The sequence below is a fragment of the Lysobacter silvisoli genome (genome assembly GCF_003382365.1).
GTDB classification, from domain to species: domain Bacteria; phylum Pseudomonadota; class Gammaproteobacteria; order Xanthomonadales; family Xanthomonadaceae; genus Lysobacter; species Lysobacter silvisoli.
On sequence record NZ_QTSU01000001.1, the window covers coordinates 291,478 to 317,226 of the forward strand.

The following is a 25,749-nucleotide window of genomic DNA, read 5'->3' on the forward strand; positions in this document are numbered from 1 at the left end:
ATCTGTCCCCTCTCCCGCTTGCGGGAGAGGGTTAGGGTGAGGGGATGAGCGCAGCGAATGCTCTTGATCCTCGCTCGGGCACCGAACTCGCAGTGCCAATGGAAGACCCGTAGGGCGGCGCACAGGACGTGCGCCGTTTTCCGCTCGGGCAGGAGGCCCGATCGGAAAATCCCCGCGCAAACTCCGATCTCGCACGGGAGCTCTGTCCAAGGACAGCGTTTTTCTTTGGTTACTTTCTTTTGACGCTTATCAAAAGAAAGTGACCCGGCCGCTTGCGGACGGAAGCTGTTGCTGTTGCTTGAAGGCAAGAGCAAATCCCCCTCAATCCCCCTTTTTCAAAGGGGGAAGACAGGCAAAGGGCGGAAGCAGGAGGAGCGAGGGGTTGCGACGTAGGTGCGGATTCGCGGTCGCAGCTTGCGCAGCTCCTACAGGGGGCTGGCGGGGCTGTGTGGCTATGAGCGCAGCGCGTTGGGGATGTAGAGGCGCATCGACAGGTCTTCCAGCGGCGCATCGCCGCCCGGTATCGCCGCCACCCACGCGCTCAGGCGCTGCCGGGTCACACGCTCGCCCTCGACCCACAGCGTGGGCCCGGCGAACGCCGAATCGCCGCCGGCCTTGGGCTGCAGATCGCGGCCCTGGACGACGATCCCGGCCAGGCCCCAGCGCTCGCCGTCGTGCCAGAACACCGGGCCGCCGCTCATGCCGCTGAGATTGTTCGCGTCCACCGGCGCATCCAGCTCGTGGATCATGCGCAGATAACGGCCGTCTATCGTGGTCAGCGCGGCTACAGCCTCGACGAAGCGCACCACCAGCGTCGCGATCAACTCGTTGCGCGGGCGCAGGCGGCGGCCGGCTTCGACGTAGCCGGCGGCGACCGCGGTCTGGCCGCGACGGTCCTCGTCGCCGTCCGCGTCCAGGCGCTCGAACGGAATGGCGCGCGCGCCGAAGCGAGCCGGCAGCCCGTCGGCCACCCGCGCGATCGCCGCGTCCGGCGCGGGCTCGCCCGCGTGGTCGGCGGGCACGGCGTAAAAACGGGCGTTGACGTGGATGTGGTCGTCGCCGTGCGGCACGAACAATTGCGGCCGTTGCCGTTCCGGGAAATCCACGCCGTGGCGCTGCAGGTTCGAAGCGCGTTCGCGCTCGCGCAGATCCTGCAGCGCCTGGATCACATGGCGGCAGGTCAGGGCGTACGTCGCTCCCTGATACGACACGAAGGTCAAAGTGCCGTTGCGCAGCAGCGCCTGCTCGCCGTCCTCGCTGCGCAGGGTCGGGTCTTGCAGCTGCAACTGCATGCGGTCGCCGATGAACACCGGCGCGCAATAGGCGCGCGTCTCGACCTCGTCCTGCGCCCCGTCCACCACGCTCAGGCCGCCTGCCGCAGCACGGTCAGCAGGCCCTTGGCCGCGGCCAGGCGCGACGGCGGATCGGGCAGGTCCAGCTTGACCCGCAGCTTGTCGGCGCCGTCCATCTGGTAGAGCTTGGACTGGGTCTGGATCAGGCGGATCACCGCCATCGGGTCCACGTTCGGCTTCTCCACGAACTGCACCCGGCCGCCCTTGTCGCCCAGGTCCAGCTTGCGGATGCCCAACTCGGTCGCCGCCAGCTTGAGCTCGGCCACCGCGAACAAATGCTTGGCCGGGTCGGGCAGCAGGCCGAAGCGGTCGATCATCTCCACCTGCAGCTCGCGCAGCTCTTCGACGTTGCGCGCGCCGCTGACGCGCTTGTACAGGGTCAGGCGGGTGTGCACGTCGGGCAGGTAGTCGTCGGGGATCAATGCCGGCAGGTGCAGTTCCACTTCGGCGCCGCGCGCCTCCACCGCGTCCACGTCGGGCAGTTTGCCCTGGCGGATCGAGCGCACCGCGCGTTCCAGCAGTTCGGTGTACAGGCTGAAGCCGACCTCGGCCATCTGCCCGCTCTGGTCCTCGCCCAGCAGTTCGCCGGCGCCGCGGATTTCCAGGTCGTGGGTGGCCAGGGTGAAACCGGCGCCCAGCTCGTCCATGGCCGCGATCGCGTCCAGGCGCTTGCGCGCGTCGGCGGTAATCGCGCGCTGCTCGGGCACCACCAGGTAGGCATAGGCGCGGTGATGCGAGCGGCCGACGCGGCCGCGCAGCTGGTGCAGCTGGGCCAGGCCGAACTTGTCGGCCCGATTCATGATGATGGTGTTGGCGTTGGGAATGTCGATGCCCGATTCGATGATGGTGGTCGCCAGCAGCACGTTGTAGCGCTGCTTGTGGAAATCCAGCATCACCCGTTCCAGCTCGCGCTCGGCCATCTGGCCGTGGGCCACGCCGATGCGCGCCTCCGGCACCAGTTCCTGCAGCTGGCGCTGCATGCGGCCGATGCTTTCCACGTCGTTGTGCAGGAAGTAGACCTGGCCGCCGCGCGCCAGCTCGCGCTGGAAGGCCTCGCGCAGCTGGGCGTCGTCCCAGGGCACCACGAAGGTCTGCACGGCCAGGCGGTGCGCGGGCGGAGTGGCGATGATCGACAGATCGCGCAGGCCGGCCATGGCCATGTTGAGCGTGCGCGGAATCGGCGTGGCGGTCAGGGTCAGCAGGTGCACGTTGGCGCGCAGCGCCTTCAGCGCTTCCTTCTGGCGCACGCCGAAGCGCTGCTCCTCGTCCACGATCACCAAACCCAGGTCGGCGAAACGTACGTCCGGCTGCAGCAGGCGGTGGGTGCCGACGATCACGTCGATCTTGCCCTCGGCCAGCTTGTCCAGTTCGGCCTTGATCTCCTTGGCGGTCTTGAAGCGCGACAGCACTTCGACCTTGAGCGGCCAGTCGGCGAAACGGTCGCGGAAATTGCGGTAGTGCTGCTCGGCCAGCAGGGTGGTGGGCACCAGCACCGCGACCTGCTTGCCGGCCGCGGCGGCGACGAAGGCGGCGCGCACCGCGACCTCGGTCTTGCCGAAGCCGACGTCGCCGCAGACCACGCGGTCCATGGGCTGGCTGCTGCCCAGGTCGCGGATCACCGCTTCGATCGCGGCGTGCTGGTCCGGGGTCTCCTCGAACGGGAACGCGGCGGCGAAGGGTTCGTACATGGCGCGGTCCACGTCCAGCGCCAGGCCGGCGCGGGCCTGGCGCTTGGCCTGGATCTCCAGCAGTTCGGCGGCCACGTCGCGGACCTTTTCGGCGGCCTTCTTCTTAGCCTTGGTCCATTGCTCCCCGCCCAGCGAATGCAGCGGCGCGGTTTCCACCGAGGCGCCGGAGTAGCGGCTGATCAGATGCAGCTGCGCCACCGGCACGTACAGGCGGTCGCCCTTGGCGTATTCGATTTCCAGGTATTCGCCGGGCAGGCCGCCGGCTTCCAGCACCACCAGGCCGCGGTAGCGGCCCACGCCGTGGTCCTCGTGCACGATCGGCGCGCCTTCGGACAACTCGCCCAGGTCGCGGATGATCGCTTCGGGTTCGCGCCCGGCGCGCTTGCGCCGGCGCGGCTGCGAGGCGCGCTCGGGGAACAGCTGGCGCTCGGTGAGCAGCGCGTAAGCCGGCTCGGTGAGCGCGAAGCCGTCGTCCAGCGGCGCCACCGCGATGGCGAAGCGCGCGTTGCCGGCGACGAAGGCGCGCCAGTCCGGCAGCACCTCGGGGCGCAACTCGGCCGCGTGCAGCAGTTCCAGCAAGGCTTCGCGGCGGCCGGCGCTGTCGGCGGCGATGAGCACGCGGCCCGGGTAGTGCTGCAGGAAGGATTTGAGCGCCTGCGCGGGCGCGGCGTCCTTGGCCGCCACCGGCAGCGACGGCGCGGGCTGGTCGCCCAGCGCCTGCGCGCGTTCGCGCTGGGCATGGCCTTCGCCGCAGATTTCGATGCGCTCGCCGCGGTTGAGCCGTTCGCGCAGCGCGTCCGGCGGCAGGTACAGCGCGTCGGGCGGCAGCAGCGGGCGTTCCAGGTCGTGGCGGCGCTGTTCGTAGCGCTCGCCGGTGTGCGTCCAGAACTGTTCGGCCGCTTCCAGCGCGCCGTCGCCCAGCACCGGCAGCGCGCGTTCGTCCAGGTAGTCGAACAGGGTCGCGGTTTCGGCGAAAAACAGCGGCAGGTAGTACTCGATGCCGGCCGGCGCCAGGCCAGCTTTGAGGTCCTGATACAGGCCACTGCGGCGGGTGTCCAGGTCGAAGCGGTCGCGCAGCGCGTCCAGCGCGCGCTTGAGCGAAGCCTCGTCCAGCGGCACTTCGCGGCCGGGCAGCAGGCGCACCGCTTCGATCTTGTCCAGCGAGCGCTGCGATTCGGGATCGAAGGCGCGGATGGTGTCGATCTCGTCGTCCAGCAGCTCCACCCGGAACGGCGACGTGGCGCCCATCGGATAGACGTCGAGCAGGCCGCCGCGCACGGCGAAGTCGCCCGGGTCCAGCACCTGCGGCACGTGGCGGTAGCCGGCCGATTCCAGGCGCCGCTGTTCGGCGTCCAGGTTCAGGCGCTGGCCGACACGCACGTCGAAGCTGCCGCCGACCACGTGGCGCAGCGGCGCCAGCCGCTGCAGCAGGGTCTGCACCGGCACCACCACGATGCCGCGTTCCAGCGCGGGCAGGCGGTGCAGCGCGGCCAGGCGCTGGGAGACGATGTCCGGGTGCGGGCTGAACTGGTCGTAGGGCAGGGTTTCCCAGTCCGGGAACGGCAGCACCGGCAGCGCGGCGTCGTCGCCGATCAGGGTGCGCAGGTCGGCTTCCAACTGGTGCGCGCTGTGGTTGTCGCGGGTGATCGCCAGCAGCGGGCCGGTGTGGGCGGCCGCGGCGGCGGCCAGGTGCAGGGCCAGCGCGGACGGCGAGGCCGGGGCGCGCCACCAGGCGCGTTGCTGGCCGGCCTTGGGCAGCGGCGGGGTGGGGAGCTGGGTGCTGGGCATCGTCCGGGGGCTGAAGAAAACGAGTGCAGCGCCGGCAGCCTTTCGCCGCCAGCGCAGAGGGCGCCGAGTGTACGCGAGGGCGCCGTGGCGGCCGCGTGCGTATCGGCCTGAGCCTTGTAGACAGGTGGCGTCGCAGCGGCTAAGACCTGGGCCGCGTTTGAGGAAGAATTTACCCGGCATTCATTAAATAGCTTGCAATTAAATAGCGCGCTATGTAAATTTCCGTCCCATGACGAAGCCCACCGCCCCCGCCGCCCCGACCGCAGGCTCGCTGAAGCTCGACGACCAGCTGTGCTTCGCCCTGTACTCGACCGGGCTGGCGCTGAACAAGGTCTACCGCAAGCTGCTCGCCGGCCTGGGCCTGACCTACCCGCAGTACCTGGTGATGATGGTGCTGTGGGAGCGCGACGGGGTGAGCGTGTCGGAGATCGGCCAGCGCCTGTACCTGGACTCGGCCACCCTGACCCCGCTGCTCAAGCGCCTGCAGAGCGCGGGCCTGGTCGACCGCAGCCGCGCCCGCGGCGACGAGCGCCAGGTGATCGTGAGCCTGACCCAGGCCGGCCGCGCGCTGCAGGAACCGGCGCGCGCGGTGCCGCTGGGCATCTTCGGCGCCGCCGGCTGCGCCCCCGAGGTCGCCGGCTCGATCAAGTCGCAGTTGGAAGACCTGCGCACCCACCTGATGCGCCACGGCTGACCCCATTCGAACAACCCGGCGCCGGCGACGGCGCCGTCCTGCACGACCCACCCCACTAGCGGAGTTCTGCCATGTCCCTCGAACAAGTCCTGTACACCGCCACCGCCACCGCCACGGGAGGCCGCGACGGCCGCGCCGTTTCCTCCGACGGCATCCTCGACGTCAAGCTCACCACCCCGCGCGAGCTGGGCGGCGGCGGTGGCGAAGGCACCAACCCCGAGCAGCTGTTCGCGGCTGGTTACTCGGCCTGCTTCATCGGCGCGCTGAAGTTCGTCGCCGGCAAGGAAAAGGTCGCGCTGCCGGCCGACACCTCGATCCAGGGCTCGGTCGGTATCGGCCCGATCCCGGCCGGTTTCGGCATCCAGGCCGAGCTCAAGATCTCGCTGCCGGGCCTGCCGCGCGAACAGGCGCAGGCGTTGATCGAGAAGGCGCACCAGGTGTGTCCGTACTCGAACGCGACCCGCGGCAACATCGACGTGACCCTGACCCTGGTCTGATCGCGAGGGCCTGCAGCGTCCGATCCCGGCGCGGCGACGCGCCGGGATTTTTGTCGTCCGTCAAGGCCGCGCCTCCAGCACCAGATTGAAGGGCGTTTGGGTGGCGCGCCGGAAGCGGCCGAAACCGCCTTCGCTCATCACCTGCTGCAGCCGCGCCTGCCCGGCCTGCGCGCCCAGCGCCGGGCCGTTGCGCGCCAGCGACACCGGCACGCAGATCTGCGAGGACGCGCCGTAGTACACGCGCCCCACCGGATTGAGGTTGTCCTGCACGCTGTCGCCCGCGTAGGGCTCCACCAGCAGGCAGTGCCCGTCTTCCTTGAGTGCCTGACGCGCATGCCGCGCCGCGCCCACCGGATCGCCCATGTCGTGCAGGCAATCGAAGAACGCGATCAGGTCGAAGTCGCGCCCGCCGTAGCCGGTGGCGTCGGCGACCTCGAACTGTGCGTTGTCGATGCCGGCTTCCTGCGCGCGCTGGCGCGCGGTCTCGACCGAAGCCGCGTGGTAGTCGTAGCCGACGAAGCGGGAATTGGGATAAGCCTGGGCCATCAGCGTGGTGCTGGCGCCGTGGCCGCAGCCCACGTCGGCGACGTGGGCGCCCTGGCGCAGCTTGTCCACGGCGCCGTCCAGCGCCGGCAGCCATTCGCCCAGCAGGTGGGCGTTGTAGCCGGCACGGAAGAAGCGTTCGGTGCCGTGGAACAGGCAGGGGTGGTGCTCGCCCCATTCCATGCCGGCGCCGCTGCGGAAGTTGTCCTTGGTGCGCTCCAGGGCATGGAAGACGGCTTCGACCACGTAGTAGGCGCCGGGCAGGTCCACCGGGCCGCCCGGATCGGCCAGGCACAGCGCCTGTTCGGCGCTGAGCGAATAGCGGCCGTGCTCCGGGTCGTATTGCACGTAGCCGCCGGCGGCCTGGTTACCCAGCCATTCGCGCGCATAGCGCTCGTGGGTGCCGGTGCGCGCGGCCAGTTCGGCCGCGGTCAGCGGCTCGGCCGCCAGCGCGCGGTAGTAGCCCAGCGCGTCGCCGACCAGCATCAGGCTGGCGCTGATGGCCGCGCCCAGATCGCCGACCGCGCGGCCTAGAAATTCGTTCAGACGTGCTTCGTCGATGCCCATGCTCGCGCTCCGACCGGCCCGTCCCTGGGTGTGCGGCACGGCCTGCCGCTGGCCCCCGATGCATAGCCAGCCAACGCGGCGGCGCGGCGGCTCCGGCCAGCGGCCGCCGCCGTCGACGCTTATGAGCGATCAGGGGGCGTCGGGGGTCTTGCGCAGGTCCAGCGAGACCCGGATCAGCCCCGGCGCGTCCTGCTGGAACTCGCGCTCGAAGCCCAGCGACTGCGCCAGCGCCAGCATCGCCAGGTTGTGCTCGAACACGTCGCCGTAGATGCGCTGCACCTTCTTGCCGCGCGCCCACTTCACCAACCGGGTCATCAGATAGCGGCCCAGGCCCATGTGGGCGATGTAGCGGCTGACCAGGATCGCGAACTCGGCGTCCAGGCCGTTGTCGTCGATGGCGATGCGCGCCACCGCGCCCACCAGGGCCTCGCCCGGCGGCAGCGGCTCGGCCGCGACCAGAGCGAATTCGGTCTTGGGGTTGACCCGGGTGAAGCGCTCGGCCATCTCCGGGGTGAGTTCCTTGAGCGCGTAGAGGAAGCGCTGGCGGACCTCATCGGGTTGCAATAGCCCGAAGCCGGCGCGCAACGGTTCTGCGTCCTCCGGTCGGATCGGACGGATCAACACCTCGCGTCCGTTGGGGAGACGCTGGCGTTCGTGCCAGGGCGGGAGTCTTTCGCGCGCGGCCATGACCCGATATTGGCACACTGCAGGGTGAAAGCGTGTCATTCCGGGGGCCGTATGAACGAAAAATCCTTACGCGCCTGCGTTTCGGCCTGGCCGGGGGTGGTCGAGGACCTGAAATGGAAGGAAGTCACCGTGTTCTCGGTCGGCGGCCGCATGTTCTGCGCCTGGCGCCTGCAGGGGCCGGAACCGGGCGGGCTCAGCTTCCGGGTCGAGGACGAGCGCTTCCTGGAACTGACCGAACGGCCGGGCTTCCGCCCGGCGCCGTACCTGGCCCGTGCCCACTGGGTCAACGTGCCGCAGCCCGAACGGCTACCGGCGGCGGAACTGCGCGCCTTGTTGCGGCGCAGCTACGAGTTGATCCGCGCCCGCCTGAGCAAGAAGCTGCAGCGCGAACTGGCCGACTGAGCGGCCCGCCGCGGGCCGCGCCGGCGCCCGCTGGGGCGTGCGCAGGCGGATGCTAGACTCCGCCGCTTCCGACCTCAGCAGCAGGACCGACCATGGCAGGTGGTGGTGACTCGACCCGCGCGATCTTGTTCGCGCTGGGCGCCAATTTCGCGATCGCCGTGGCCAAAGGCGTGGCCGCGTTCTTCACCGGTTCCAGCGCCATGCTGGCCGAGACCGTGCACTCGCTGGCCGACTGCGGCAACCAGCTGCTGTTGTTGCTGGGCTTGCGCCAGGCCAAGCGCCCGCCGTCGCCGGACTATCCGCTGGGCTACGGCAAGGCGATCTATTTCTGGTCGTTCCTGGTCGCGGTGATGCTGTTCACCGTCGGCGGCATGTTCTCGCTGTACGAGGGCATTCATAAGCTGCAGCACCCCGAACCGCTGAAGCAGTGGTGGTGGGCGGCCGGCGTGCTGACCTTCGGCATCGCCGCCGAGGCGGTGTCGATGCGCGCCTGCCTGCAGGAAGTGAACAAGGCGCGCGGCCGCCGCAGCCTGTGGCAGTGGTTCCGCGAGAGCCGCCAGGCCGAACTGGTGGTGATCTTCGGCGAGGACCTGGCCGCGCTGCTGGGCCTGGTGTTCGCCCTGGCCGCGGTGCTGCTGGCGGTGTTCACCGGCAACCCGATGTGGGATGCCATCGGCACCATCGCCATCGGCGCGCTGCTGATCATCGTGGCGGTGTTCGTGGCCATCGAGGTCAAGGCCATGCTGATCGGCCAGAGCGTGGACCCGGCGCGCCAGCAGCAGATCCGCGATTTCCTCGAGGCGCGTCCGGAGATCGGCAAGGTCATCAGCCTGATCACCTTGCAGCTGGGCAACGAGGTCATGGTCTCGGTGCAGGCGCGCATGCGCGAGGAGCAGAGCGTGAGCGCGTTGACCGAGCAGATCGACGCGGTCGAACGGGCGATGAAGCAGGCCTTCCCGGAAGTGCGCTGGAGCTTCTTCGAGCCGGACACCAAGACGCGCTGAACCAAGCTGCGCCGAACCCGGTTCGGCGCAAGACGTGCGCCAGAACGCCGCGGCCGGTCCGCGGCGTTCTTGGTTTTGGGCTGCAGGCGCGATACTGGGCGCATGGGAATCGGGAGCTTGGCGTGAAGACTTACCAGGCGGTGTTGCTGTCGACGGGGCTGGTGCTGGCGATGGGCGGGGCGGCGGCGTACGGCGTGTACCGTTTGGCCGGGATGTCCAAAGGCGCGCACGAGCGCGAAGTCGAGTTCCTCGCGGCCGAACGCGAGCGCTCCGCGGGCGCGGTGGACGAGATCCTGGCGCCGGCTCGAGCGCGCCTGGCCGCGACCGAGCGCGATCTGCTGCGCATCGAACTGGCGCCGATGGCCACCGATGAGCTCAAGGCCAGCAAGCTCGGCGGCCGCGCCTACTGGGCGGCCGGGCGCGACTGGCCGCGCGACCCGGACGGCCATCCGTTGCAATTGCTGGCGCAGATCGACCTGGCCCAGGCGCGCCTGCCGGGCTATCCGCAGCAGGGCCTGCTGCAGTTTTTCATCTCAGGTCGCGGCGATTATTACGGGGCCAACTTCGACGACCCGCAGCGCGACGGCATGAACGCGCTGGCGCAGCCGCGCAGCTTCCGTGTGGTGCATTGGCCGGACGCGAGCGCGCCGGCGGTGGCGCCGCCGGACGGCGCGAGCCAGGCGGGGCAGCTGCCGTTCGAACCGGGGTCGCCGCGGCGCATGCGCTTCAGCGCCGCGCGCGAAAGCATCGGCGCCAACGACGCGCGCCTGCCGCAGGTGCTGGGCCGACCGCTGGACGAACTGGCCGCGGCCTACGCCGCCCGCCATCCCGGGCAGCGGGCCGAGGCGCTGAGCGATGCGGCCTACGAGGCGCTGGCGCGCGGCGGCCACAAGCTCGGCGGCCATCCCGACTTCACCCAGAGCGATCCGCGCGAGGCCGAGGACCGCCACGTGCTGTTGCTGCAGCTGGACAGCGACGACACGCTGATGTGGGGCGATTCGGGCATCGCCAACTTCTTCATCGATCCCGACGACCTCGAACGCGGCGAGTTCGACCGCGTGGCCTATCACTGGGACTGCTATTGATGACGCTGCGGCCGTACACGCCTGCCGATCGCGACGCCTGTCTGGCCCTGTTCGCCAGCAACGTGCCGGACTACTTCGCCCAGATCGAGCTGGACGACTTCGTCGATACCCTGGACCACAGCGAGCATTACTTCGTGATCGAACTCGAGGGCGAGGGCATCGTCGCCTGCGGCGGCTACGACGCGCTGGATCAGCCCGCCGGCGCGGCCGGACTGTGCTGGGGCATGGTCCGGCGCGACCTGCACGGGCGCGGCCTGGGCGAGCGCTTGCTGCGCGAACGCTTGCAGCGCATCGACGCAGACCCGGAGCTTGGGCCGGTGCTGATCGAGACCACCCAGCGCACCCAGGATTTCTTCGCCCGCCATGGCTTCCTGGTCACGCGCATCGTCGCCGACGGTTTTGCCGCGGGTTACGACCTGGTGGAGATGGTGCGGCCCGCGCCCCAGCGTTGAGATTCGCCGCCGCTTCGGCCACCCTTGCCGGCACTCGAGGGGGAGAGCGGCATGGCGGCAGCGGTGAGCGTGGCGTTGAACTGGACCTGCGTGGAGTGGCATCCGGAAGACACCTGGACGCGCGATCTGCTTCCGCGTCTGGTCGAGGCCGGCGCCTATGCGCCGTATCTGGCCCGCGCCGTGTACGTGATCCGTCTGGCCGGCAACTTCGCCATCAGCTATCCCAAGGGCGACACGCCCGCGGTCTACGTGGGCGAGGGCAGTTTCGGCAGCCGCATCCAGAGTCATAAGCGCTGGGCATCGCAATTGGAGGAACTGGTCGGCGAATTCCAGTTCGAGGTCTGCGTGGCCACGCCGCGCGTGCGCAACTGCCCGACGACCTACCTGGACTGCGAGGCGGTGGTGCTGCAGCGCTTCCGCGACCGTTTCGGCTCGGCGCCGCTATGGAACAAGCAGATCGAGCGCCGCCGCCATCCGCACCACGAGTACAGCCAGCGCAAGCTCGACTACGCGATCAGCAAGCGCAGCGGTGCGCGCTACCACTGGGCGCTGAAGCCGCTGCCGTCTTCGCCGTTCTACGCCAGCTACCAGCGCACCCACGTCTAGGCGCGGCTCAGGCCTCGGCCTGGGCCAGCCAGTTCACCGGCGCGGCCGCGTCCGCGGTTTCGCCCAGCGCGCGCGCCAGCAGCGGCAGCACCGCTTCCAGGGTGCGGTCTAGCTGCCAGGGCGGATTGAGCAACAGCAGGCCGCTGCCGTTCATGCGCAGCGGCGAATCGTCGGCGCGCACCAGCAGTTCGGCGGTCAGCACCGACTTGGCCGGCAGGGTGGCGGCGCGACGGTAGAAGGGCTGCAGCGCGCGGCGGCGCTTGATCGGGTACCACAGCGCGTAGCAGGCCTGCGGCCAGCGCGACAGCGCCTCGCGCAGCGCGCCCAAGGCGGTGTCGAATTCGTCGAGTTGGGCCTCGAACGGCGGGTCGATCAGGACCAGCCCGCGGTTGTAGCGCTGCGCGCCGATCTTGGGCGGCAGCAGCGCCTTCATCGCCGTGTAGCCGTCGCGCGCATGCACGGCCACGCGCGCATCGCCGGCGAAGTTGTGCTTGAGCTGGGCGGCCTCTTCCGGCTGCAGTTCGCAGGCGGCGATGCGGTCGTCCTCGCGCAGGGCGTGGGCCAGCAGCCAGGGCGAGCCGGGGTAGGCGGCGGCGCCGTGGGCGACGCGGCAGGCGCGCACCGCGGCCAGATAGCGTGCCACCGCCGGGTGCTTGGGCGCCTCGGCGATGAGCCGGGCGATGCCGCCCTCGGCTTCGCCGGTGCGCAGGGCGGAGTTGCCGTCCAGCGCATACAGGCCGCGCCCGGCGTGGGTGTCCAGCGCGAACAGCGGTGCCGGCTTGACCGTGAGGGCGTCGCACAGCGCCAGCAGGGCGACGTGCTTGAGCACATCGGCGTGGTTGCCGGCGTGGAAGGCGTGGCGGTAATTCATTGAGCAGGGAATAGAGGGTAGGAGCTAGGAAATAGGAGGTGGTGGCGGGGCGCCATGGAGCCATTATGCTTGTCCGGCCGCCTTCCGATTCCTCCTTGCCCACATTCCGGCCTTTATGCCCCGCATCCTGCTGGTCGACGACGAGCCCGCGATCGCCGCCACCGTGCTCTACGCCCTGCGCGCCGAGGGCTTCGAAGCCGAGCACTGCCTGACCGGCGGCGAGGCCCTGCGCGAGGCCCGGCGCCAGCCCTACGATCTGGCGGTGCTGGACGTGGGCCTGCCTGACATCGGCGGTTTCGCCCTGTGCCGCGAGCTGCGCCGCGAGCGCGACCTGCCGGTGATCTTCCTGACCGCGCACGACGCCGAGGCCGAGCGCATCCTGGGCCTGGAGATCGGCGCCGACGACTACGTGACCAAGCCGTTCTCGCCGCGCGAACTGGTCGCGCGCATACGCGTGGTGCTGCGCCGCGGCGCGCGCGCGCCGGAATCGGCCGCCGCCGGCGCGGGCCCGGCCTTCGTCCACGACAGCGAAGGCAAGCGCATCCGCTACCGCGGCCAGGCGCTGGACCTGACCCGTTACGAATACGGCCTGCTGGCCGCGCTGCTGCAGCGCCCCGGCGCGGTGCTGTCGCGCGCGCAGCTCATGGACCGCGTCTGGGGCGACGCGCTGGACAGCGGCGACCGCACCGTCGACACCCACATCAAGACCCTGCGCGCCAAGCTGCGCGAAGTCGACGGGCAGGCCGATCCGATCCGCACCCATCGCGGCCTGGGCTACTCGCTGGACGCGGGCTGAGCCGGCGGCATGAAGATCGGGCTGCGCATCTTCCTGGGCTATTTCGTGATCGTGGCGCTGGCCGCGCTGCTGCTGACCCGGGTGTTCCTGGCCGAGGTCAAGCCGGGCGTGCGCCAGGCGATGGAAGACACCTTGGTGGATTCGGCCAACGTGCTGGCCGAGCTCGCCACCGACGATTTCCTGGCCGGGCGCATCAACGACGGCGCCTTCGCCCGCCGCGTGCGCGAACTGCGCGGGCGCGATTTCGGCGCCGAGATCTGGGGCTTCGGCAAGCGCGCGTCCAACTACCGGCTGTACATCACCGACGCGCGCGGCACCGTGGTGTTCGACAGCGACGGCAAGGATCTGGGCCGCGACTACTCGCGCTGGAACGACGTCTACCTGACCTTGCGCGGCCGCTACGGCGCGCGCTCGACGCTGGAAGACGCGAACGACCCCAGTTCCAGCGTGATGCACGTGGCCGCGCCGATCCGCGACGGCACGGGCCGCATCGTCGGCTCGCTGACCGTGGCCAAGCCCAATCGCACCATCGCGCCCTTCATCGAGCGCAGCCAGCGCGTGGTGCTGCGTTGGGGCGGCGTGCTGATGGGCGCGGCGCTGCTGATCGGCCTGATCGCGGCCTGGTGGCTGTCGCGCCAGCTCGGCCGCCTGCGCCGCTACGCGCACGCCGTCACCGCCGGCCGCCGCGCCGAACTGCCCGAGGCCGCCGGCGAGTTCGGCGAACTCGGCCGCGCGCTGGAAACCATGCGCACGCGGCTGGAAGGCAAGCAGTACGTGGAGCACTACGTGCACACCCTGACCCACGAGATGAAGAGCCCGCTGGCGGCGATCCGCGGCAGCGCCGAGCTGCTGGAAACCCGCCCCGGCGAAACGCCGATGGCCGAGGAGGACCGCGCGCGCTTCGCCGCCAGCATCCGCCGCCAGAGCGAGCGCCTGGCGCAGATGATCGACAAGCTGCTGGCGCTGGCCGCGGTGGAGCATCGCCAGCGCCTGGACAAACCCGAGCGCGTGGATCTGGCCGAGCTCGCGCGCGAAGCCGCCGAGCAGTGCGCGCCGCGCCTGGCCCAGGGCGGACTGAGCCTGGACCTGGCGCTGGCCAGCGACCTGCCGACGCTGGACGGCGACCCCTTCCTGCTGCGCCAGGCGCTGGTCAACCTGATCGACAACGCCGCCGATTTCTCGCCCGCGCACGGCCGCATCGAACTGCGCCTGTACCGCGACGGCGAAGCCCAGCGCGTGGACGTGTCCGACCGCGGCACCGGCGTGCCCGACTACGCGCTGCCGCGCGTGTTCGAGCGCTTCTATTCGCTGTCGCGCCCGGCCGGCGGCAGCCGCAGCAGCGGCCTGGGCCTGTGCTTCGTGGCGGAGGTCGCGGCCCTGCACGGCGGCCATGCCGACCTGAGCAACCGCGAAGGCGGCGGCGCCGTCGCCAGCCTGATCCTGGCGCGCGGGTTCTGACCGGCGGAGCTTTCGGCGCGATCAAATCGGTTCCTATCCGTCATTCCGGCGAAAGCCGGAACCCATTTTGCCGTTGCTTTGGACGCCGGTTCGTCGCAATCGCGGAGAGAAATCAAGATGGGTTCCGGCTTTCGCCGGAATGACGGTGTAGAGAAGAGGTGCAAAGGGACATACCTTTCCACTTCACCGACGCTTCACCCTTCCTCCATCCTCCCCACGCAGCCTCCGCCCAAGCTTTCCCCAACTCACGACGGGAGAGCGACATGCGACTGTGGTTGAAAATCATCCTGGTGCTGGGCATGACCCTGGCCATCCTGGTGCCGCTGCTGATGATCCGCGGCGTCATCGACGACCGCCAAGCCCACCGGCAGCAGGCGGTGGCGTCGATCGCGTCCAGCTATGCCGGCGCGCAGTCGTTCTCCGGCCCGGTGCTGGTGGTGCCCTATACCGACACCGTCACCACGCAGGAAAAGGACGCGCAGGGCCGCGTCGAGACCAAGATCAGCGAGGAGCCCGGCCAGTGGGTCTACTTCCCGCAGAGCCTGGACGTGCGCGGCCCGCTCAAGCCCAGCACGCGCCGCCTGGGCCTGCACGAAGTGCGGGTGTACGAATGGCAGGGCACGGCGCAGGCCGATTTCCGCGTCGAGATCCCGAACGAAGCCCTGGCCGCGGGTCGTAGCCGCGCGATCGGTCAGCCCTGGCTGAGCTACGGCTTCGCCGACGTGCGCGGCCTGCTGTCCACGCCGACCCTGCGCATCGACGGCGCGGCGGTGGCGGTGGAGGAGGGCATGGGCAGCCGCAGCGGCGGCGGCGTGCATGCGCGGCTGGCCGCGCCCGTCGCCGGCCAGGCGTTGAGCCTGAAGACGCGCCTGGACTTCAGCTTGGGCGGCACCGAATCGCTGGCGCTGGTGCCGCTGGGCAAGAGTAACCGCTTCGCCCTGCAATCGAGCTGGCCGCACCCGCGCTTCGGCGGCAGCTTCCTGCCGCGCACCCGCGATATCGGCGCCCAGGGCTTCAACGCGCAGTGGGATGTGTCCTCGCTGGCGACCAGCGCGCAGCGTCAGTTCCGCGAAGGCAAGTCGGTGGTCGAGGCGCCCGAAGGCGCAGCCTTCATCGACGCCGCCGCGATGCCGGCCGCCGGCATCGACGCGGTCTCGGTGGCCCTGGTCGATCCGGTCAACGTCTACAGCCAGGCCGACCGCGCCAGCAAGTACGGCCTGCTGTTCGTGCTGCTGACCTTCGTCGGCTTCTTCATCTTCGAACTGATCAAGCAGCTGCCGATCCACCCGATCCAGTACGGCCTGGTCGGCCTGGCGCTGGCGATCTTCTTCCTGCTGCTGGTCAGCCTGAGCGAGCACATCGCTTTCGTCTGGGCCTACCTGATCGCCAGTCTGGCCTGCATCGGCCTGCTCGGCTTCTACCTCAGCGCGGTGTTGCGTAGCGTCGGCCGCGGCCTGGGCTTCGCCGCCATGCTCGCCACCCTGTACGCGGCGCTGTACGGGCTGCTGGTGTCGGAAGACAACGCCCTGGTGCTGGGCGCCGGCCTGCTGTTCCTGATCCTGGCGGCGGTGATGGTCATCACCCGCAAGGTCGACTGGTATCAACTGGCCAGTGCGCGTCCGCAAGCGCGCGCCTGAGCCTGCCCCACGCCGCCGCGGTTGCGACCGCGGCGGTTTTTTTGTGCGCCGCCGATCGGCGCGGCGGCACGCTTCGTCCGAGCGCCGCACCTGCCGCGCCGGGCTGGCCTAAGATGACGCTCATGAACGCCTCCGCGATCGAAGTCCGCTGCTACTCGGGCGCCGCCATCGCGCCCTACCTGGACGACCTGGCGCGCCTGCGCATCGAGGTCTTCCGCGACTGGCCCTATCTCTACGACGGCGACGCCGCGTACGAGGCGCAGTACCTGGCCACGTATCTGCGCTCCTGGCGCAGCGTGGCGGTGCTGGCCTTCGACGGCGCGCAGGTGGTCGGCGCCTCCACCGGGCTGCCGCTGGCCGACGAGTCCGATGCCTTTCTGGCGCCGTTCGCCGACAGCGGCCTGGATCCGGAGCGGGTGTTCTACTGCGGCGAGTCGGTGCTGCTGCCGGCCTACCGCGGCCGTGGCCTGGGCCACCGCTTCTTCGACGAACGCCATGCGCATGCGCGCGCGCTGCAGGGCTATCACTGGACCGCGTTCTGTGCGGTCGAGCGGGACGCCAAGGATCCGCGGCGGCCGCCGTTCCAGCGTTCCAACGAGGACTTCTGGCGCAAGCGCGGCTATCAGCCGCGGCCGGAGCTGCGCGCCAGCCTGCCCTGGCGCGAAGTCGGGCGCGGCGAGGCCGAACACACGCTGGGCTTCTGGCTGCGTCCGCTGGAGCGGCAGCGATGAAGGTGGCGGTGGCCAAATACACCATCGACGCGCCGCGCAGCTACGCCGAGTTCGCCGACAAGCAGGCGCGCTGGCTGGGCGAGGCGCGCGCCGCCGGCGCGGAGCTGGCGGTGCTGCCGGAGTACTTGGCGCTGGAGCTGGGCGCGACCTTCGGCGCGGCCACCCAGGGCGACCTGCACGCCTCGCTGATCGCGATCCAGCAGTACCATGGCGCCTGGCTGGAACTGTACGGCCTGCTCGCGCGCGAGCTGCGCATGCACGTGGTCGCCGGCAGTTTCCTGATCGCCGCCGGCAACGGCCGCTACCGCAACCGCAGCTATGCCTTCGCGCCCGACGGCGGGGTGCTGTGGCAGGACAAGCTGCAGCTGACCGGCTTCGAAAAGCGCGCCGCGGTGATCGAGCCCGGCGACGCGCTGCGGGTGTTCGCGTTGGGCGCGGTGCGCGCGGGCATCGCGATCTGTTACGACCTAGAGTTTCCGCTGCCGGTGCGCGCGCAATGCGAGGCCGGCGCGCGCCTGCTGGTCGCCCCCAGCTGCACCGACACCGAAGCCGGCGCGACCCGCGTGCGCGTGGGCGGGCTGGCGCGCGCGTTGGAGAACCGCTGTTTCGTCGCCCAGGCCGTGACCGCCGGCGACGCGGCCTGGAGCCCGGCCTTGGACACCAACACCGGCGAAGCGGCGATCTACGCGCCCATGGACGTGGGCCTGCCCGCCGATGGCGTGCTGGCGCAGACGCGCGGCAGGCAGCGTTGGGCGGTGGCGGATCTGAACTTCGCCGCGTTGGACGCGAGTCGCGAACAGGCGCAGGTAGCTAACGACCGCGATTGGGCCGGGCAGGGGGCGCCTGCCATCCGGCGCGCTGCGTTGACGGAGTGGAGCGCGGATCTGCCGTGAATTGCAGCGCGAGCTCGTGGCTCTGCGTGCCCTCACCCCAACCCGCACCCCGGCCCGCCCGCATAGCGGTCGGGCGTTCAGTGCAGCGCGAGCCAATGGCTCGCAAGCGCTGCCCTTCACCCCGCAAGCGGGAGAGGGGCTAAAGCAGCAAGTAACATCGAATGCATCCCCTCTCCCGCTTGCGGGAGAGGGTTAGGGTGAGGGGGTGAGCGCAAAGCGCGAATGCTCTTGATCTTCGCTCGGGCACCGAACTCGCAGCCCCAACAGCAGACCCGGAGGGCGGCGCACAGGAGGTGCGCCGTTTTTCGCTGGCACAGGGATGTGCCATCGAAAAATCCCCGCGCACGCTCCGCTCTCGCAGGGGAAGCTCTGGCGAAGCGCTTTTCTTTGGTCACTTTCTTTTGACGCTTATCAAAAGAAAGTGACCCGGCCGCTTGCGGACGGAAGCTGTTGCTGTTGCTTAAACCAGCACACCCAAACACCTGCGCGAGCTCGGAGCTGATCGCGGCTCACGCCGCTCCTACAGAAAGCAGATCACACGCGGACCGAGGCCCTCGCAGTAGTTGCGGATTCGCGGTCGCAGCTTGCGCAGCTCCTACAGAGGTGGGCGCGGCGTTCGTCGTAGTTGCGAGTTCGCGGTCGCGGCTCACGCCGCTCCTACCCCAGAGCGTGGAGCTTGGAGCCTCAAGAGAACAGCGACACCCCAGGCACCAGCCACAACGACAGTCCCGCCAAGCCGCTGCCGATCGCCGTCGCCGCCAGCACGTCGCTGGGGTAGTGCAGGCCCAGCACCACGCGCGAAGCCGCCACGCTGGCGGTGAACGGCACCAGCAGCCAGGCCAGCGCCGGGTAGTGCGCCATCGCCACCAGACTGAAAGCCACCGCATGCAGCGTGTGCCCCGAGGGAAAGCTGAACTCGTCCAGCGGCGCGACCCAGGCGTGGATGCGCGCGTCCGAGGCGAACGGCCGCGGGCGCCGGGTCCAGCGCTTGAGCAGCTTGTACAGCGTCAGCGCGATCACCCCGGTCGCGGCCAGATGCGCCGAGGCCATCAGCCCGTCGTAACCGTCGGCGACGATCAGCGCGGCCATCAGCACATACCAGAACACCCCGTCGCCGAGGCGGCTGATCGCGGCGAAGTAGACGCGCGAGCCGCTGCGTTCGCAGACCCGGTTCGCGCGCAGGCACCAGCCCGAGTCGTTGGCGTTGAGGCGCTTGCGCAAAGTGGCGCGGTTCATACGACCTCCCGTTCGTCTTGCGGGGACACTGCCCGGCCCTGCCGGCGCGGCGCGGTTTCGGCCAGGCCGTGCAGCAGGGCATCGAAGTCGGCCGCGACCTGTTCGGGGCGCAGCCCGGCGACCGCGGTGCGGCCGGCCACCGACATGGCCGCGCGCAGCGCGTCGTCGCCGGCGATGCGTTGGGCTGCGGCCACGAAGGCCCGATCGTCGCCGTCGGCCACCGCCGCGCCGTGCACGCCGTCGCGCAGATACTCGTGCGCGGCGCCGTAGTCGAAGGCCACCGTGGCCACGCCGCTGGCCATGGCTTCCAGGGTCACGTTGCCGAAGGTCTCGCTGCGGCTGGGGAACAGGAACAGGTCGCCGCTGGCGAAATGCGCGGCCAGCTCGGCACCGCGGCGCAGGCCGCAGAACACGAAGTCGGGGTGCTCGCGCTGCAGCTTCTCGCGCGCCGGACCGTCGCCGACCCAGACGAAGCGCGCCTGCGGGCGCTGCTGCTGCAAGGCGCGGAACGCGCGCACCGCCAGGTCCAGATTCTTTTCCGGCGCGATCCGGCCGACGTAGATCGCCGCCAGCTCATGCTCGCCCACGCTCCATTGCGCACGCAGCGCCTGGCTGCGGTGGCGGGGATCGAACAGCGCGGTGTCGACCGCGCGCGGCAATCGCACCACATCCTGGAAACCTTGCGCGCGCAGGAACTCGGCCAGCTCGCGCGTGGGCACCAGGGTGGCGTCGGCGCCGTTGTGGAAGCGGCGCATCCAGCGCAGCGCGGTGCCGACCAGGAACGGCGCGCCGTAGTCGCGCATGTATTCGTCGAAGCGGGTGTGGAAGCCGGTCGCGGCCGGTATGCCCAGCGCGCGCGCCGCGCGCAGCGCCGACCAGCCCAGCGGGCCTTCGGTGGCGACGTAGATCGCATCGGGCCGGCGCTGCGTCCAGGCCCGGCGCAGGCGGCCGGTCGCGGGCAGGCCCAGGCGCAGGCCGGGGTAGCGCGGCAGCGGCGCGCCGCGCACCAGCAATTCGTGCCCGGCGCTGTCGCGCTCGTGCGGCTGGCGCGGCCGCACCAGCGAGACCTCGTGTCCACGCGCGCGCAGACCCTGCTCCAGCCCCTGCACGGTCAGGGCCACGCCGTTGATTTCCGGCGGGTAGGTCTCGGTGACGATCGCGTAGCGCATGCGCGGCTCCGGGTTTGCGCAAGCCTGGGCGGCGGCGGTTAAGCGGCCATGTCACTGCCGTGACCGCGGCATGACGCACGATCGCCGGCTTGCGACGAAAGCCCGTATAGGCCGACGGACACGGTTGACGGTGCGGGCCGCCTTTGCTGTACTAGTTAAAACAGTACAGTTGGTACAGCCAGGAGCACGCCAATGGCCCGAACCCAGGCCCTGATGATCCAGATCGCCACCGGCGACCCGCGACCGATCGGCAAACAGATCGTGGACGCGGTGCGGATGAAGATCGCCACCGCCGAACTCGCGCCCGGCGACCAGCTGCCCAGCGTGCGCGGCCTGGCCCAGCAGCTGATGGTCAATCCCAACACCGTGGCCAAGGCCTACGCCGAACTCACCGCCGAGGGCTGGCTGGAGTCGCGCCAGGGCCTGGGCCTGTACGTGGCGCCGCCGCGCCAGCGCCTGAGCGAGGCCGAACGCGCGCGCCGCCTGGACGAGGCGGTGCAGCGCTTCGTCCACGACGTGATCGCGCTGGGCTACGCGCCCGACGAACTGCTCGCGCGCCTGCGCGAGGAACTGCATGCGCTGCAGCCGCGCATGAGCGCCTGAACTCACGACCCCGGTATTTGGCCATGTCCGACTACGACTACGTGATCCAGACCGAGGCGCTGAGCAAGCGCTACGGCCGCAAGCTCGCCCTGGACCGCCTGGACCTGCGCATCCCGCGCGGGCGCATCCACGCCATTGTCGGCGCCAACGGCGCGGGCAAGTCGACCCTGTTCCGGATCCTGCTCGGCTTCCTCGCGCCCAGCGCCGGCAGCGCCCGCATCCTCGGCCGCGACAGCGGCCAGCTGCGACCGCAGGACCGCAGCCGCATCGGCTTCGTCAACGAAGAACACACCCTGCCGGGCTGGATGACGGTGGCGGCGGTGATCGACATGCACCGGCGCCAATACCCGCGCTGGAACCACGCCGCCTTCGACGGCGTGCTCGGCCACTACCACGTGCTGCCCGAGCAGAAGGTGGGCCAGCTCTCGCGGGGCGAGCGCGCCGGTTTCAACCTGGCCCTGGCGCTTGCGCAAGGCCCGGAACTGCTGGTGCTGGACGAGCCGACCCTGGGCCTGGACGTGGTCGCCAAGCGCGCGTTCCTGGAGTCGCTGCTGTACAGCAACGCCAGCGAGGACTGCACCGTGGTGTATTGCTCGCACCAGATGGAGGAGATCGAGCGCGTCGCCGACAACCTGATCATCCTCGAGCGCGGCCAGCTCAAGAACATGTCGGCGCCCGACGATTTCCGCGCCCGGGTCAGCCACTGGGTCGCCGACATTCCGTTCAAGGGACCGGACCCGAACACGGTGCCGGGCCTGCTGCAGGTGCAGCGCCTGGACGGCCTGCACCACTACCTGGTGCTGGACCAGGACGAGGACTTCGCCGGCTTCCTGCGCAGCTGCGGCGCGCGGTCGGTGCAGAGCATGCCGGTGAGCCTGGACCGTGCGGTCAACGGCTTTTTGGCCAAGAACCATGCGACGCCGGCGCAGGCCGCCGACGCGCGCGCCTGAGCGGAGCGGGGATCGAATCATGTGGGATCTGTTCAAAGCCGAATTCCTGCGCTTCCGTCTGTGGGCCGCGCTGTACGCGTTGTTCCAGCTGATGGTGCTGGGCTTCATGACACGGGTGGTGGACCTGGCGCAGCAGCCCTTGATCGTCTATCAGGCGGTCGGCGGTTTGTACGCGCTGACCGGTCTGCTGCTGGGCCTGTACCAAATGGGCGGTTACCGCCGTCCCAATGCCTGGCTCAATCTGCTGCACCGGCCGCTGGCGCACTGGCGCGTGGCGGCGATGCTGACGTGCGCCGGCGCGGCCTTGCTGGCGATCGCGGTGCTGCTGCCGCTGCTGGCCATCGCCGGCTGGCAGGAGTTCATGACAGCGCGCGTGGTCGACCTGCGCCACTGGCTGCTGCCGCTGTCGTCGCTGCTGATCGCGCTGTGCGCCTACCTGGCCGGCGGCTACGCCATGCTCGCCGACAAGCGCTACAGCTGGTGCGGCCTGGTGCCGCTGCTGTGGCTGTTCTTCGGCAAGGCCAGCGGTTTCGGCGCGATCGCGGTGCAGGCGCTGGTGCTGGCCTGGCTGGCGGCGATGCTGGTGACCGCGTTCAAGCCCGACCTGAGCGCAGCACCGCGCGACGCCGCGGGCACGGTGCTGACCGCGCTGCCCTTGCAGGTGGGCCTGTGGTTCGTGCTGGTGCTGGTGGGCATGGGTGTGGAATTCGTCTGGATCGCGCAGGGCTCGCATCCGAACAACCTGACGGTGCCGCTGCGGGGCGGGGAGAAAGAGGCGGAGTTCGCCGACGGCAAGGACCTGATCCGCGCCGGCCTGGCCGGCAGCCGCGATCCGCAGGCGGCGCTGTGGCGCGAGCAGGCGCAGATCTCGCAGATCCACGGCGTGGGCCCCGGGCTGCGTTCGCCGTCGCAGCGCAACGAGCTGACCAATCGCCAGCCCATGGAGTTCGACGACGGCGAGCGGCGCACGCGCTGGGTGTTCAGTCACGACAACATGCGTTTCGAAGGTTACGGCCTGGTCGACCAGCGCAGCGCCGGCCGCCTGGGTTCGGACGGCCAGGCCGCGTTCCCGCAGCCGGTGCAGCCCGGCGGCGACGGCATCCTGTTCGGCCGCAACGAGATCTATCAGTACGACGGCGACGAGCAGCGGATCCTGCCGCGCGCACGCCTGCCGGCCGACGAGGTGTTGACCGGTTACGGCCGCGCCGGCGAGAACGCGCTGGTGCTCAGCGACCGCGCGCTGTACTTCTACGACCTGCGCGAACTGGACGACGACGACGGCGTGCTGCAGCCGCGGCAGCGCATGCCGCTGCCCGGGCGCACCGGCGATCTGGTGCGTATCGACGTGATGGAATTGCTGGACGGCTACCTGGTTTCGTTCCTGTTCTCCTACGCCTCGCACAATGCCGAGGGCGTGCCGCCCTACCAGCAGATGCTGCGCAGCGACGGCAACGGCCAGGTGCACAGCGTGGCCCGGCGCGAACTCAAACGCGATTACCCGGTGCTGTGGCGCTATCAGAACTGGTACACCTCGCCGCTGATCTACGTCACCCAGAAGGCCGCGCTGCGCCTGTGGTCCGGCTATCGCCCCGGCGACGATCGCGACACGCCGCCGCCGCCGCTCGCGGCCTGGATCGCCGCCGGCGTGCTGACTCTGCTGTCGCTGCTGGCCGCCTGGTGGCGCCTGCCGCGCACCGGCCTGTCCTGGCCCGCGCGCGCGGCCTGGCTGCTCGCCTGCGCGGCGATCGGACCGCCGGCGCTGCTGAGCCTGTGGCTGATCTACCGGCCGCGCGAAGCGCTGGACGAATGGCCGCAGACACAGCCGGACGCGGCCCGCGCCTGAGCACAGAACCCTAGTCATGGCCCGCGTCCGCGCGGGCCGGTTGGAGACGCCGATGAACCTGTTCCCGATCGCGCCGTGGGCGCGGGCGCTGGCGCGTTGCGCCGCGGTGCTGGCCTTGCTGGGCGCCAGCGCCGCGGCGCTGGCCGACGACGCGTCCGACTTGCGCACCGCCGTCGCCGCCGAGCGCGTGCGGCCGCAGGCGCCGGCCTATAGCCGCGCGCAGTTCCTGGCCAAGCCGGCGTTGCTCGGCGCCTGGCTGTCGCCGGACGGGCGCCAAGTGGCTTACCTGCTCGAAGGCGAGCGTAATCGCGGCGTGTGGCTGCTGCCCACGGCCGGCGGCGCGCCGCGCCGGCTGCTGGCGCACACCGACGCCAACGCGCTGAGTTGGTCGCGCGACGGCCGCTGGCTGTTCCTGCAGACATCCAAGCAGTTGTACGCCTTGGCCACGGCGGGGCAGGCGGGTTCGGGCGCGATCGCCGAACTCGGCGGCCGCCGCCCGCGCAACTTCGAAAGCGTGGACCCGGCGCTGCCGGCCGCGGTGGTGGTGTCGGAAAGCCCGCCGCCGGTGTCGCGGCTGCCCAAGCGCTGGCGTCTGTACCGCGTCGATGTCCACGGCAAGCAAAGCCTGCTGCACGAAGACACGCGGCCCATCGCCGATTTCGCTTTCGACGCGCGCGGCCGCCTGGCCTATGTGATTCGCGCCGAGGCCGACCATTACGCGATCTACCGCAAGCACGGCGCGCGCCTGGGTCTGGCGATGCGCTGCGTGCAACTGCAGCGCTGCTCGGTGCTGGCGATGGAGGGCGAGCGCTTGTGGCTGCTCAGCGACGCAGGCCATGGCCACCAACGCCTGGCATCGCTGGAGGCCGACGGCCGCTTGCGCACCGCGCACGCCGACCCGCGCGGCGAAGCCGACCTGGACCAGGTGGTGCTGGATCCGATCAGCCAACAGCCCTTGATCGCGGCCTATCGCAGCACCCGCGCGGCCAACTACGGCCTTACTCCGGAAGCCGCGCGCCGGGTGCAGGCGATCGAGCGGCGCCTGCCCGATCGCAACCTGCGCATCCAGGCCGGCAGCGGCGCCGGCGCGCGCTGGCTGGTGCAGGAGCGCGCGGGTTCACAGAAGGGCGAGCGCTACTACCTCTACGAACCCAATGGCGACGGCCTGCGCGAGATCTTCGCCGACGCCGGCTTGCGCCAGGGCCGAGCGCCGGTGGCGCGCATTCCCGAGTCCTCGCTGGCGCGCAAGATCGCGTTCGCCTATCGCGCCTCCGACGGCATGCGCCTGCACGGTTTCGTCAGCGTGCCGCCGGGCGTGGACCCGGCGCATGCGCCGCTGGTGGCCAACGTGCACGGCGGCCCGTTCAATCTGTCGCGGCCCGAATTCAGCGCCCAGTCGCAGCTGCTGGCCAATCGCGGCTACGTGGTGTTCGAACCCAACTTCCGCGGCTCCACCGGCCACGGCCGTGCCTACATGACCGCCGGCCGCGGCGACTTCGGCAATGGCCGGGTGCAACAGGACATCGTCGAAGGCGTGCGCTATCTGCTGGCCCAGGGCATCGGCGACGGCGCGCGCGTGGGCATCGTCGGCGCGTCCTTCGGCGGCTATTCGGCGCTGCAGGGTGTGACCTTCCAACCCGAGCTGTTCAAGGTGGCGGTGGCCGCGGTGCCGCCGGCGGACTTCGGCTGGGTGCTGCGTGCCTACGCGCGTGGGCAGGATCAGTTCTCGCGCGGCATCCCGCTGGCCACCACCATGCGCCTGCTCGCGCTGGACCCGGCCGACCCGGCGGTGGCCGAACGCCTGCGCGCGCAATCGCCGGTGGCCAACGCCGCGCGCCTGCGCCGGCCTGTGCTGCTTTTGGCCGGTGGCGACGACGAGCGCGTGCCGATCCGCAGCGTGCTGCACTATGCGGCTACCCTACGCGCCCTCGACAAGGACGTGAGCCTGTTCGTCGACGCCGAAGGCGGTCACCACCTGGTCGACCCGCTCACGCGCGAGGCCTATCTGTATCTGCTGGAAGATCTGCTGCACCGCCGCCTGGGCGGCGCCGCGCCGTCCGCACCCACGCGGCCCTTGCGTGCGCACCTGCGCAATAACCTGCGCCTGGCCGGCAGCGACCTGGCCACGCTGGCCCGGCCGCGGCCGCCGTCAACCGATGCCACGGCGATGCGTTGATGCCGGCGCCACCACTTTTCG

The 25,749-nt window shown here is 70.4% G+C and carries 23 protein-coding genes; 16 read left to right on the plus strand and 7 right to left on the minus strand.

All coding sequences use genetic code 11. The features are described from left to right. Positions 1–452: 452 nt before the first annotated feature. Complete coding sequence (locus DX914_RS01385; protein WP_115857292.1) at positions 453–1,361, minus strand: trypsin-like peptidase domain-containing protein; 909 nt, start codon at positions 1,359–1,361, stop codon at positions 453–455. Positions 1,362–1,363: 2 nt separating this feature from the next. Further along, positions 1,364–4,828 carry a transcription-repair coupling factor gene (gene mfd / locus DX914_RS01390; RefSeq protein WP_115857293.1) on the minus strand — a complete coding sequence of 1,155 codons (3,465 nt, stop codon included), beginning with the start codon at positions 4,826–4,828 and terminating at the stop codon, positions 1,364–1,366. Between the two features lie 229 nt (positions 4,829–5,057). Between mfd and DX914_RS01395 the strand changes: the two genes are divergently transcribed. After that, entirely contained in the window at positions 5,058–5,522 is a 465-nt protein-coding gene (locus DX914_RS01395; RefSeq protein ID WP_115857294.1) for a MarR family winged helix-turn-helix transcriptional regulator, read from the plus strand. A 71-nt stretch (positions 5,523–5,593) separates the two neighbouring features. Then, the gene (locus DX914_RS01400; RefSeq protein WP_115857295.1) at positions 5,594–6,019 is read left to right on the plus strand and encodes an organic hydroperoxide resistance protein; all 426 of its coding nucleotides are present in this window, start codon (positions 5,594–5,596) and stop codon (positions 6,017–6,019) included. 60 nt (positions 6,020–6,079) lie between these two features. Here the strand turns inward: DX914_RS01400 and DX914_RS01405 are convergent, their stop codons facing one another. Together DX914_RS01405 and DX914_RS01410 are read right to left on the minus strand one after the other, a co-directional pair. Next, positions 6,080–7,129, minus strand: coding sequence for a class I SAM-dependent methyltransferase (locus tag DX914_RS01405; RefSeq protein ID WP_115857296.1), 1,050 nt, complete (start codon positions 7,127–7,129; stop codon positions 6,080–6,082). Positions 7,130–7,258: 129 nt separating this feature from the next. Further along, positions 7,259–7,816: a GNAT family N-acetyltransferase gene (locus DX914_RS01410; protein WP_115857297.1), complete on the minus strand. Its 558-nt coding sequence runs from the start codon at positions 7,814–7,816 to the stop codon at positions 7,259–7,261. A gap of 51 nt (positions 7,817–7,867) precedes the next feature. Between DX914_RS01410 and DX914_RS01415 the strand changes: the two genes are divergently transcribed. The 5 genes from DX914_RS01415 (at position 7,868) to DX914_RS01435 (ending at position 11,365) form a co-directional block, all read left to right on the plus strand. Next, positions 7,868–8,218, plus strand: a complete 351-nt coding sequence (locus DX914_RS01415) for an MmcQ/YjbR family DNA-binding protein (protein WP_115857298.1) — start codon at positions 7,868–7,870, stop codon at positions 8,216–8,218. A 92-nt stretch (positions 8,219–8,310) separates the two neighbouring features. Next, a complete protein-coding gene (locus DX914_RS01420; RefSeq protein WP_115857299.1) occupies positions 8,311–9,222 on the plus strand; it encodes a cation diffusion facilitator family transporter in 912 nt (303 codons plus the stop codon). Between the two features lie 122 nt (positions 9,223–9,344). Continuing rightward, positions 9,345–10,307: a YwqG family protein gene (locus DX914_RS01425; protein WP_115857300.1), complete on the plus strand. Its 963-nt coding sequence runs from the start codon at positions 9,345–9,347 to the stop codon at positions 10,305–10,307. Beyond that, positions 10,307–10,759 (plus strand): GNAT family N-acetyltransferase, encoded by a 453-nt coding sequence (locus DX914_RS01430; RefSeq protein WP_115857301.1) that lies wholly within the window; start codon positions 10,307–10,309, stop codon positions 10,757–10,759. The genes DX914_RS01425 and DX914_RS01430 overlap by 1 nt, the downstream gene beginning before the upstream one ends. Positions 10,760–10,810: 51 nt before the next feature. Then, on the plus strand, positions 10,811–11,365 hold the full coding sequence (locus DX914_RS01435; protein ID WP_115857302.1) for a hypothetical protein: 555 nt from the start codon (positions 10,811–10,813) through the stop codon (positions 11,363–11,365). A 7-nt stretch (positions 11,366–11,372) separates the two neighbouring features. Here the strand turns inward: DX914_RS01435 and DX914_RS01440 are convergent, their stop codons facing one another. Beyond that, positions 11,373–12,236 (minus strand): 23S rRNA (adenine(2030)-N(6))-methyltransferase RlmJ, encoded by an 864-nt coding sequence (locus tag DX914_RS01440; protein WP_115857303.1) that lies wholly within the window; start codon positions 12,234–12,236, stop codon positions 11,373–11,375. A 115-nt stretch (positions 12,237–12,351) separates the two neighbouring features. On the opposite strand from DX914_RS01440, the gene creB reads away from it, so the two are divergent. From creB to DX914_RS01465, 5 genes are all read left to right on the plus strand, one after another. Then, entirely contained in the window at positions 12,352–13,032 is a 681-nt protein-coding gene (creB, locus tag DX914_RS01445; RefSeq protein ID WP_115857304.1) for a two-component system response regulator CreB, read from the plus strand. Positions 13,033–13,041: 9 nt separating this feature from the next. Next, entirely contained in the window at positions 13,042–14,490 is a 1,449-nt protein-coding gene (creC, locus tag DX914_RS01450; protein WP_115857305.1) for a two-component system sensor histidine kinase CreC, read from the plus strand. A gap of 263 nt (positions 14,491–14,753) precedes the next feature. Then, positions 14,754–16,127: a cell envelope integrity protein CreD gene (gene creD / locus DX914_RS01455; RefSeq protein WP_115857306.1), complete on the plus strand. Its 1,374-nt coding sequence runs from the start codon at positions 14,754–14,756 to the stop codon at positions 16,125–16,127. A 113-nt stretch (positions 16,128–16,240) separates the two neighbouring features. Next, positions 16,241–16,858: a GNAT family N-acetyltransferase gene (locus DX914_RS01460; protein ID WP_425480646.1), complete on the plus strand. Its 618-nt coding sequence runs from the start codon at positions 16,241–16,243 to the stop codon at positions 16,856–16,858. Continuing rightward, positions 16,855–17,751 carry a carbon-nitrogen hydrolase family protein gene (locus DX914_RS01465; protein WP_115857308.1) on the plus strand — a complete coding sequence of 299 codons (897 nt, stop codon included), beginning with the start codon at positions 16,855–16,857 and terminating at the stop codon, positions 17,749–17,751. Before DX914_RS01460 ends, DX914_RS01465 begins: the two co-directional genes overlap by 4 nt. Before the next feature lie 684 nt (positions 17,752–18,435). Here DX914_RS01465 and DX914_RS01470 read toward each other — a convergent pair. After that, on the minus strand, positions 18,436–18,987 hold the full coding sequence (locus DX914_RS01470; RefSeq protein ID WP_115857309.1) for a phosphatase PAP2 family protein: 552 nt from the start codon (positions 18,985–18,987) through the stop codon (positions 18,436–18,438). Continuing rightward, on the minus strand, positions 18,984–20,156 hold the full coding sequence (locus DX914_RS01475; protein WP_115857310.1) for a glycosyltransferase family 4 protein: 1,173 nt from the start codon (positions 20,154–20,156) through the stop codon (positions 18,984–18,986). The genes DX914_RS01470 and DX914_RS01475 overlap by 4 nt, the downstream gene beginning before the upstream one ends. Before the next feature lie 192 nt (positions 20,157–20,348). Between DX914_RS01475 and DX914_RS01480 the strand changes: the two genes are divergently transcribed. The 4 genes from DX914_RS01480 to DX914_RS01495 are packed head-to-tail and all read left to right on the plus strand — an operon-like array spanning position 20,349 to position 25,728. Then, the gene (locus DX914_RS01480; protein WP_115857311.1) at positions 20,349–20,759 is read left to right on the plus strand and encodes a GntR family transcriptional regulator; all 411 of its coding nucleotides are present in this window, start codon (positions 20,349–20,351) and stop codon (positions 20,757–20,759) included. A gap of 23 nt (positions 20,760–20,782) precedes the next feature. Beyond that, positions 20,783–21,709 carry an ABC transporter ATP-binding protein gene (locus tag DX914_RS01485; protein ID WP_115857312.1) on the plus strand — a complete coding sequence of 309 codons (927 nt, stop codon included), beginning with the start codon at positions 20,783–20,785 and terminating at the stop codon, positions 21,707–21,709. A gap of 19 nt (positions 21,710–21,728) precedes the next feature. Then, complete coding sequence (locus DX914_RS01490) at positions 21,729–23,552, plus strand: hypothetical protein (protein ID WP_115857313.1); 1,824 nt, start codon at positions 21,729–21,731, stop codon at positions 23,550–23,552. A gap of 16 nt (positions 23,553–23,568) precedes the next feature. Continuing rightward, positions 23,569–25,728, plus strand: a complete 2,160-nt coding sequence (locus DX914_RS01495) for a S9 family peptidase (protein WP_115857314.1) — start codon at positions 23,569–23,571, stop codon at positions 25,726–25,728. The last annotated feature ends 21 nt before the right edge of the window (positions 25,729–25,749 follow it).

Excerpts from the sequence above, each read along its gene's own strand:
- creB (WP_115857304.1), top strand. The coding sequence starts at position 12,352 with ATGCCCCGCATCCTGCTGGTCGACGACGAGCCCGCGATCGCCGCCACC.
- DX914_RS01415 (WP_115857298.1), top strand. The coding sequence starts at position 7,868 with ATGAACGAAAAATCCTTACGCGCCTGCGTTTCGGCCTGGCCGGGGGTG.
- DX914_RS01440 (WP_115857303.1), bottom strand. The coding sequence starts at position 12,236 with ATGAATTACCGCCACGCCTTCCACGCCGGCAACCACGCCGATGTGCTC.
- DX914_RS01465 (WP_115857308.1), top strand. The coding sequence starts at position 16,855 with ATGAAGGTGGCGGTGGCCAAATACACCATCGACGCGCCGCGCAGCTAC.
- mfd (WP_115857293.1), bottom strand. The coding sequence starts at position 4,828 with ATGCCCAGCACCCAGCTCCCCACCCCGCCGCTGCCCAAGGCCGGCCAG.
- DX914_RS01495 (WP_115857314.1), top strand. The coding sequence starts at position 23,569 with ATGGCCCGCGTCCGCGCGGGCCGGTTGGAGACGCCGATGAACCTGTTC.
- DX914_RS01395 (WP_115857294.1), top strand. The coding sequence starts at position 5,058 with ATGACGAAGCCCACCGCCCCCGCCGCCCCGACCGCAGGCTCGCTGAAG.
- DX914_RS01470 (WP_115857309.1), bottom strand. The coding sequence starts at position 18,987 with ATGAACCGCGCCACTTTGCGCAAGCGCCTCAACGCCAACGACTCGGGC.
- DX914_RS01485 (WP_115857312.1), top strand. The coding sequence starts at position 20,783 with ATGTCCGACTACGACTACGTGATCCAGACCGAGGCGCTGAGCAAGCGC.
- DX914_RS01475 (WP_115857310.1), bottom strand. The coding sequence starts at position 20,156 with ATGCGCTACGCGATCGTCACCGAGACCTACCCGCCGGAAATCAACGGC.
- DX914_RS01420 (WP_115857299.1), top strand. The coding sequence starts at position 8,311 with ATGGCAGGTGGTGGTGACTCGACCCGCGCGATCTTGTTCGCGCTGGGC.
- DX914_RS01435 (WP_115857302.1), top strand. The coding sequence starts at position 10,811 with ATGGCGGCAGCGGTGAGCGTGGCGTTGAACTGGACCTGCGTGGAGTGG.
- DX914_RS01490 (WP_115857313.1), top strand. The coding sequence starts at position 21,729 with ATGTGGGATCTGTTCAAAGCCGAATTCCTGCGCTTCCGTCTGTGGGCC.
- DX914_RS01460 (WP_425480646.1), top strand. The coding sequence starts at position 16,241 with ATGACGCTCATGAACGCCTCCGCGATCGAAGTCCGCTGCTACTCGGGC.
- DX914_RS01430 (WP_115857301.1), top strand. The coding sequence starts at position 10,307 with ATGACGCTGCGGCCGTACACGCCTGCCGATCGCGACGCCTGTCTGGCC.
- creC (WP_115857305.1), top strand. The coding sequence starts at position 13,042 with ATGAAGATCGGGCTGCGCATCTTCCTGGGCTATTTCGTGATCGTGGCG.
- DX914_RS01480 (WP_115857311.1), top strand. The coding sequence starts at position 20,349 with ATGGCCCGAACCCAGGCCCTGATGATCCAGATCGCCACCGGCGACCCG.
- DX914_RS01410 (WP_115857297.1), bottom strand. The coding sequence starts at position 7,816 with ATGGCCGCGCGCGAAAGACTCCCGCCCTGGCACGAACGCCAGCGTCTC.
- creD (WP_115857306.1), top strand. The coding sequence starts at position 14,754 with ATGCGACTGTGGTTGAAAATCATCCTGGTGCTGGGCATGACCCTGGCC.
- DX914_RS01400 (WP_115857295.1), top strand. The coding sequence starts at position 5,594 with ATGTCCCTCGAACAAGTCCTGTACACCGCCACCGCCACCGCCACGGGA.
- DX914_RS01405 (WP_115857296.1), bottom strand. The coding sequence starts at position 7,129 with ATGGGCATCGACGAAGCACGTCTGAACGAATTTCTAGGCCGCGCGGTC.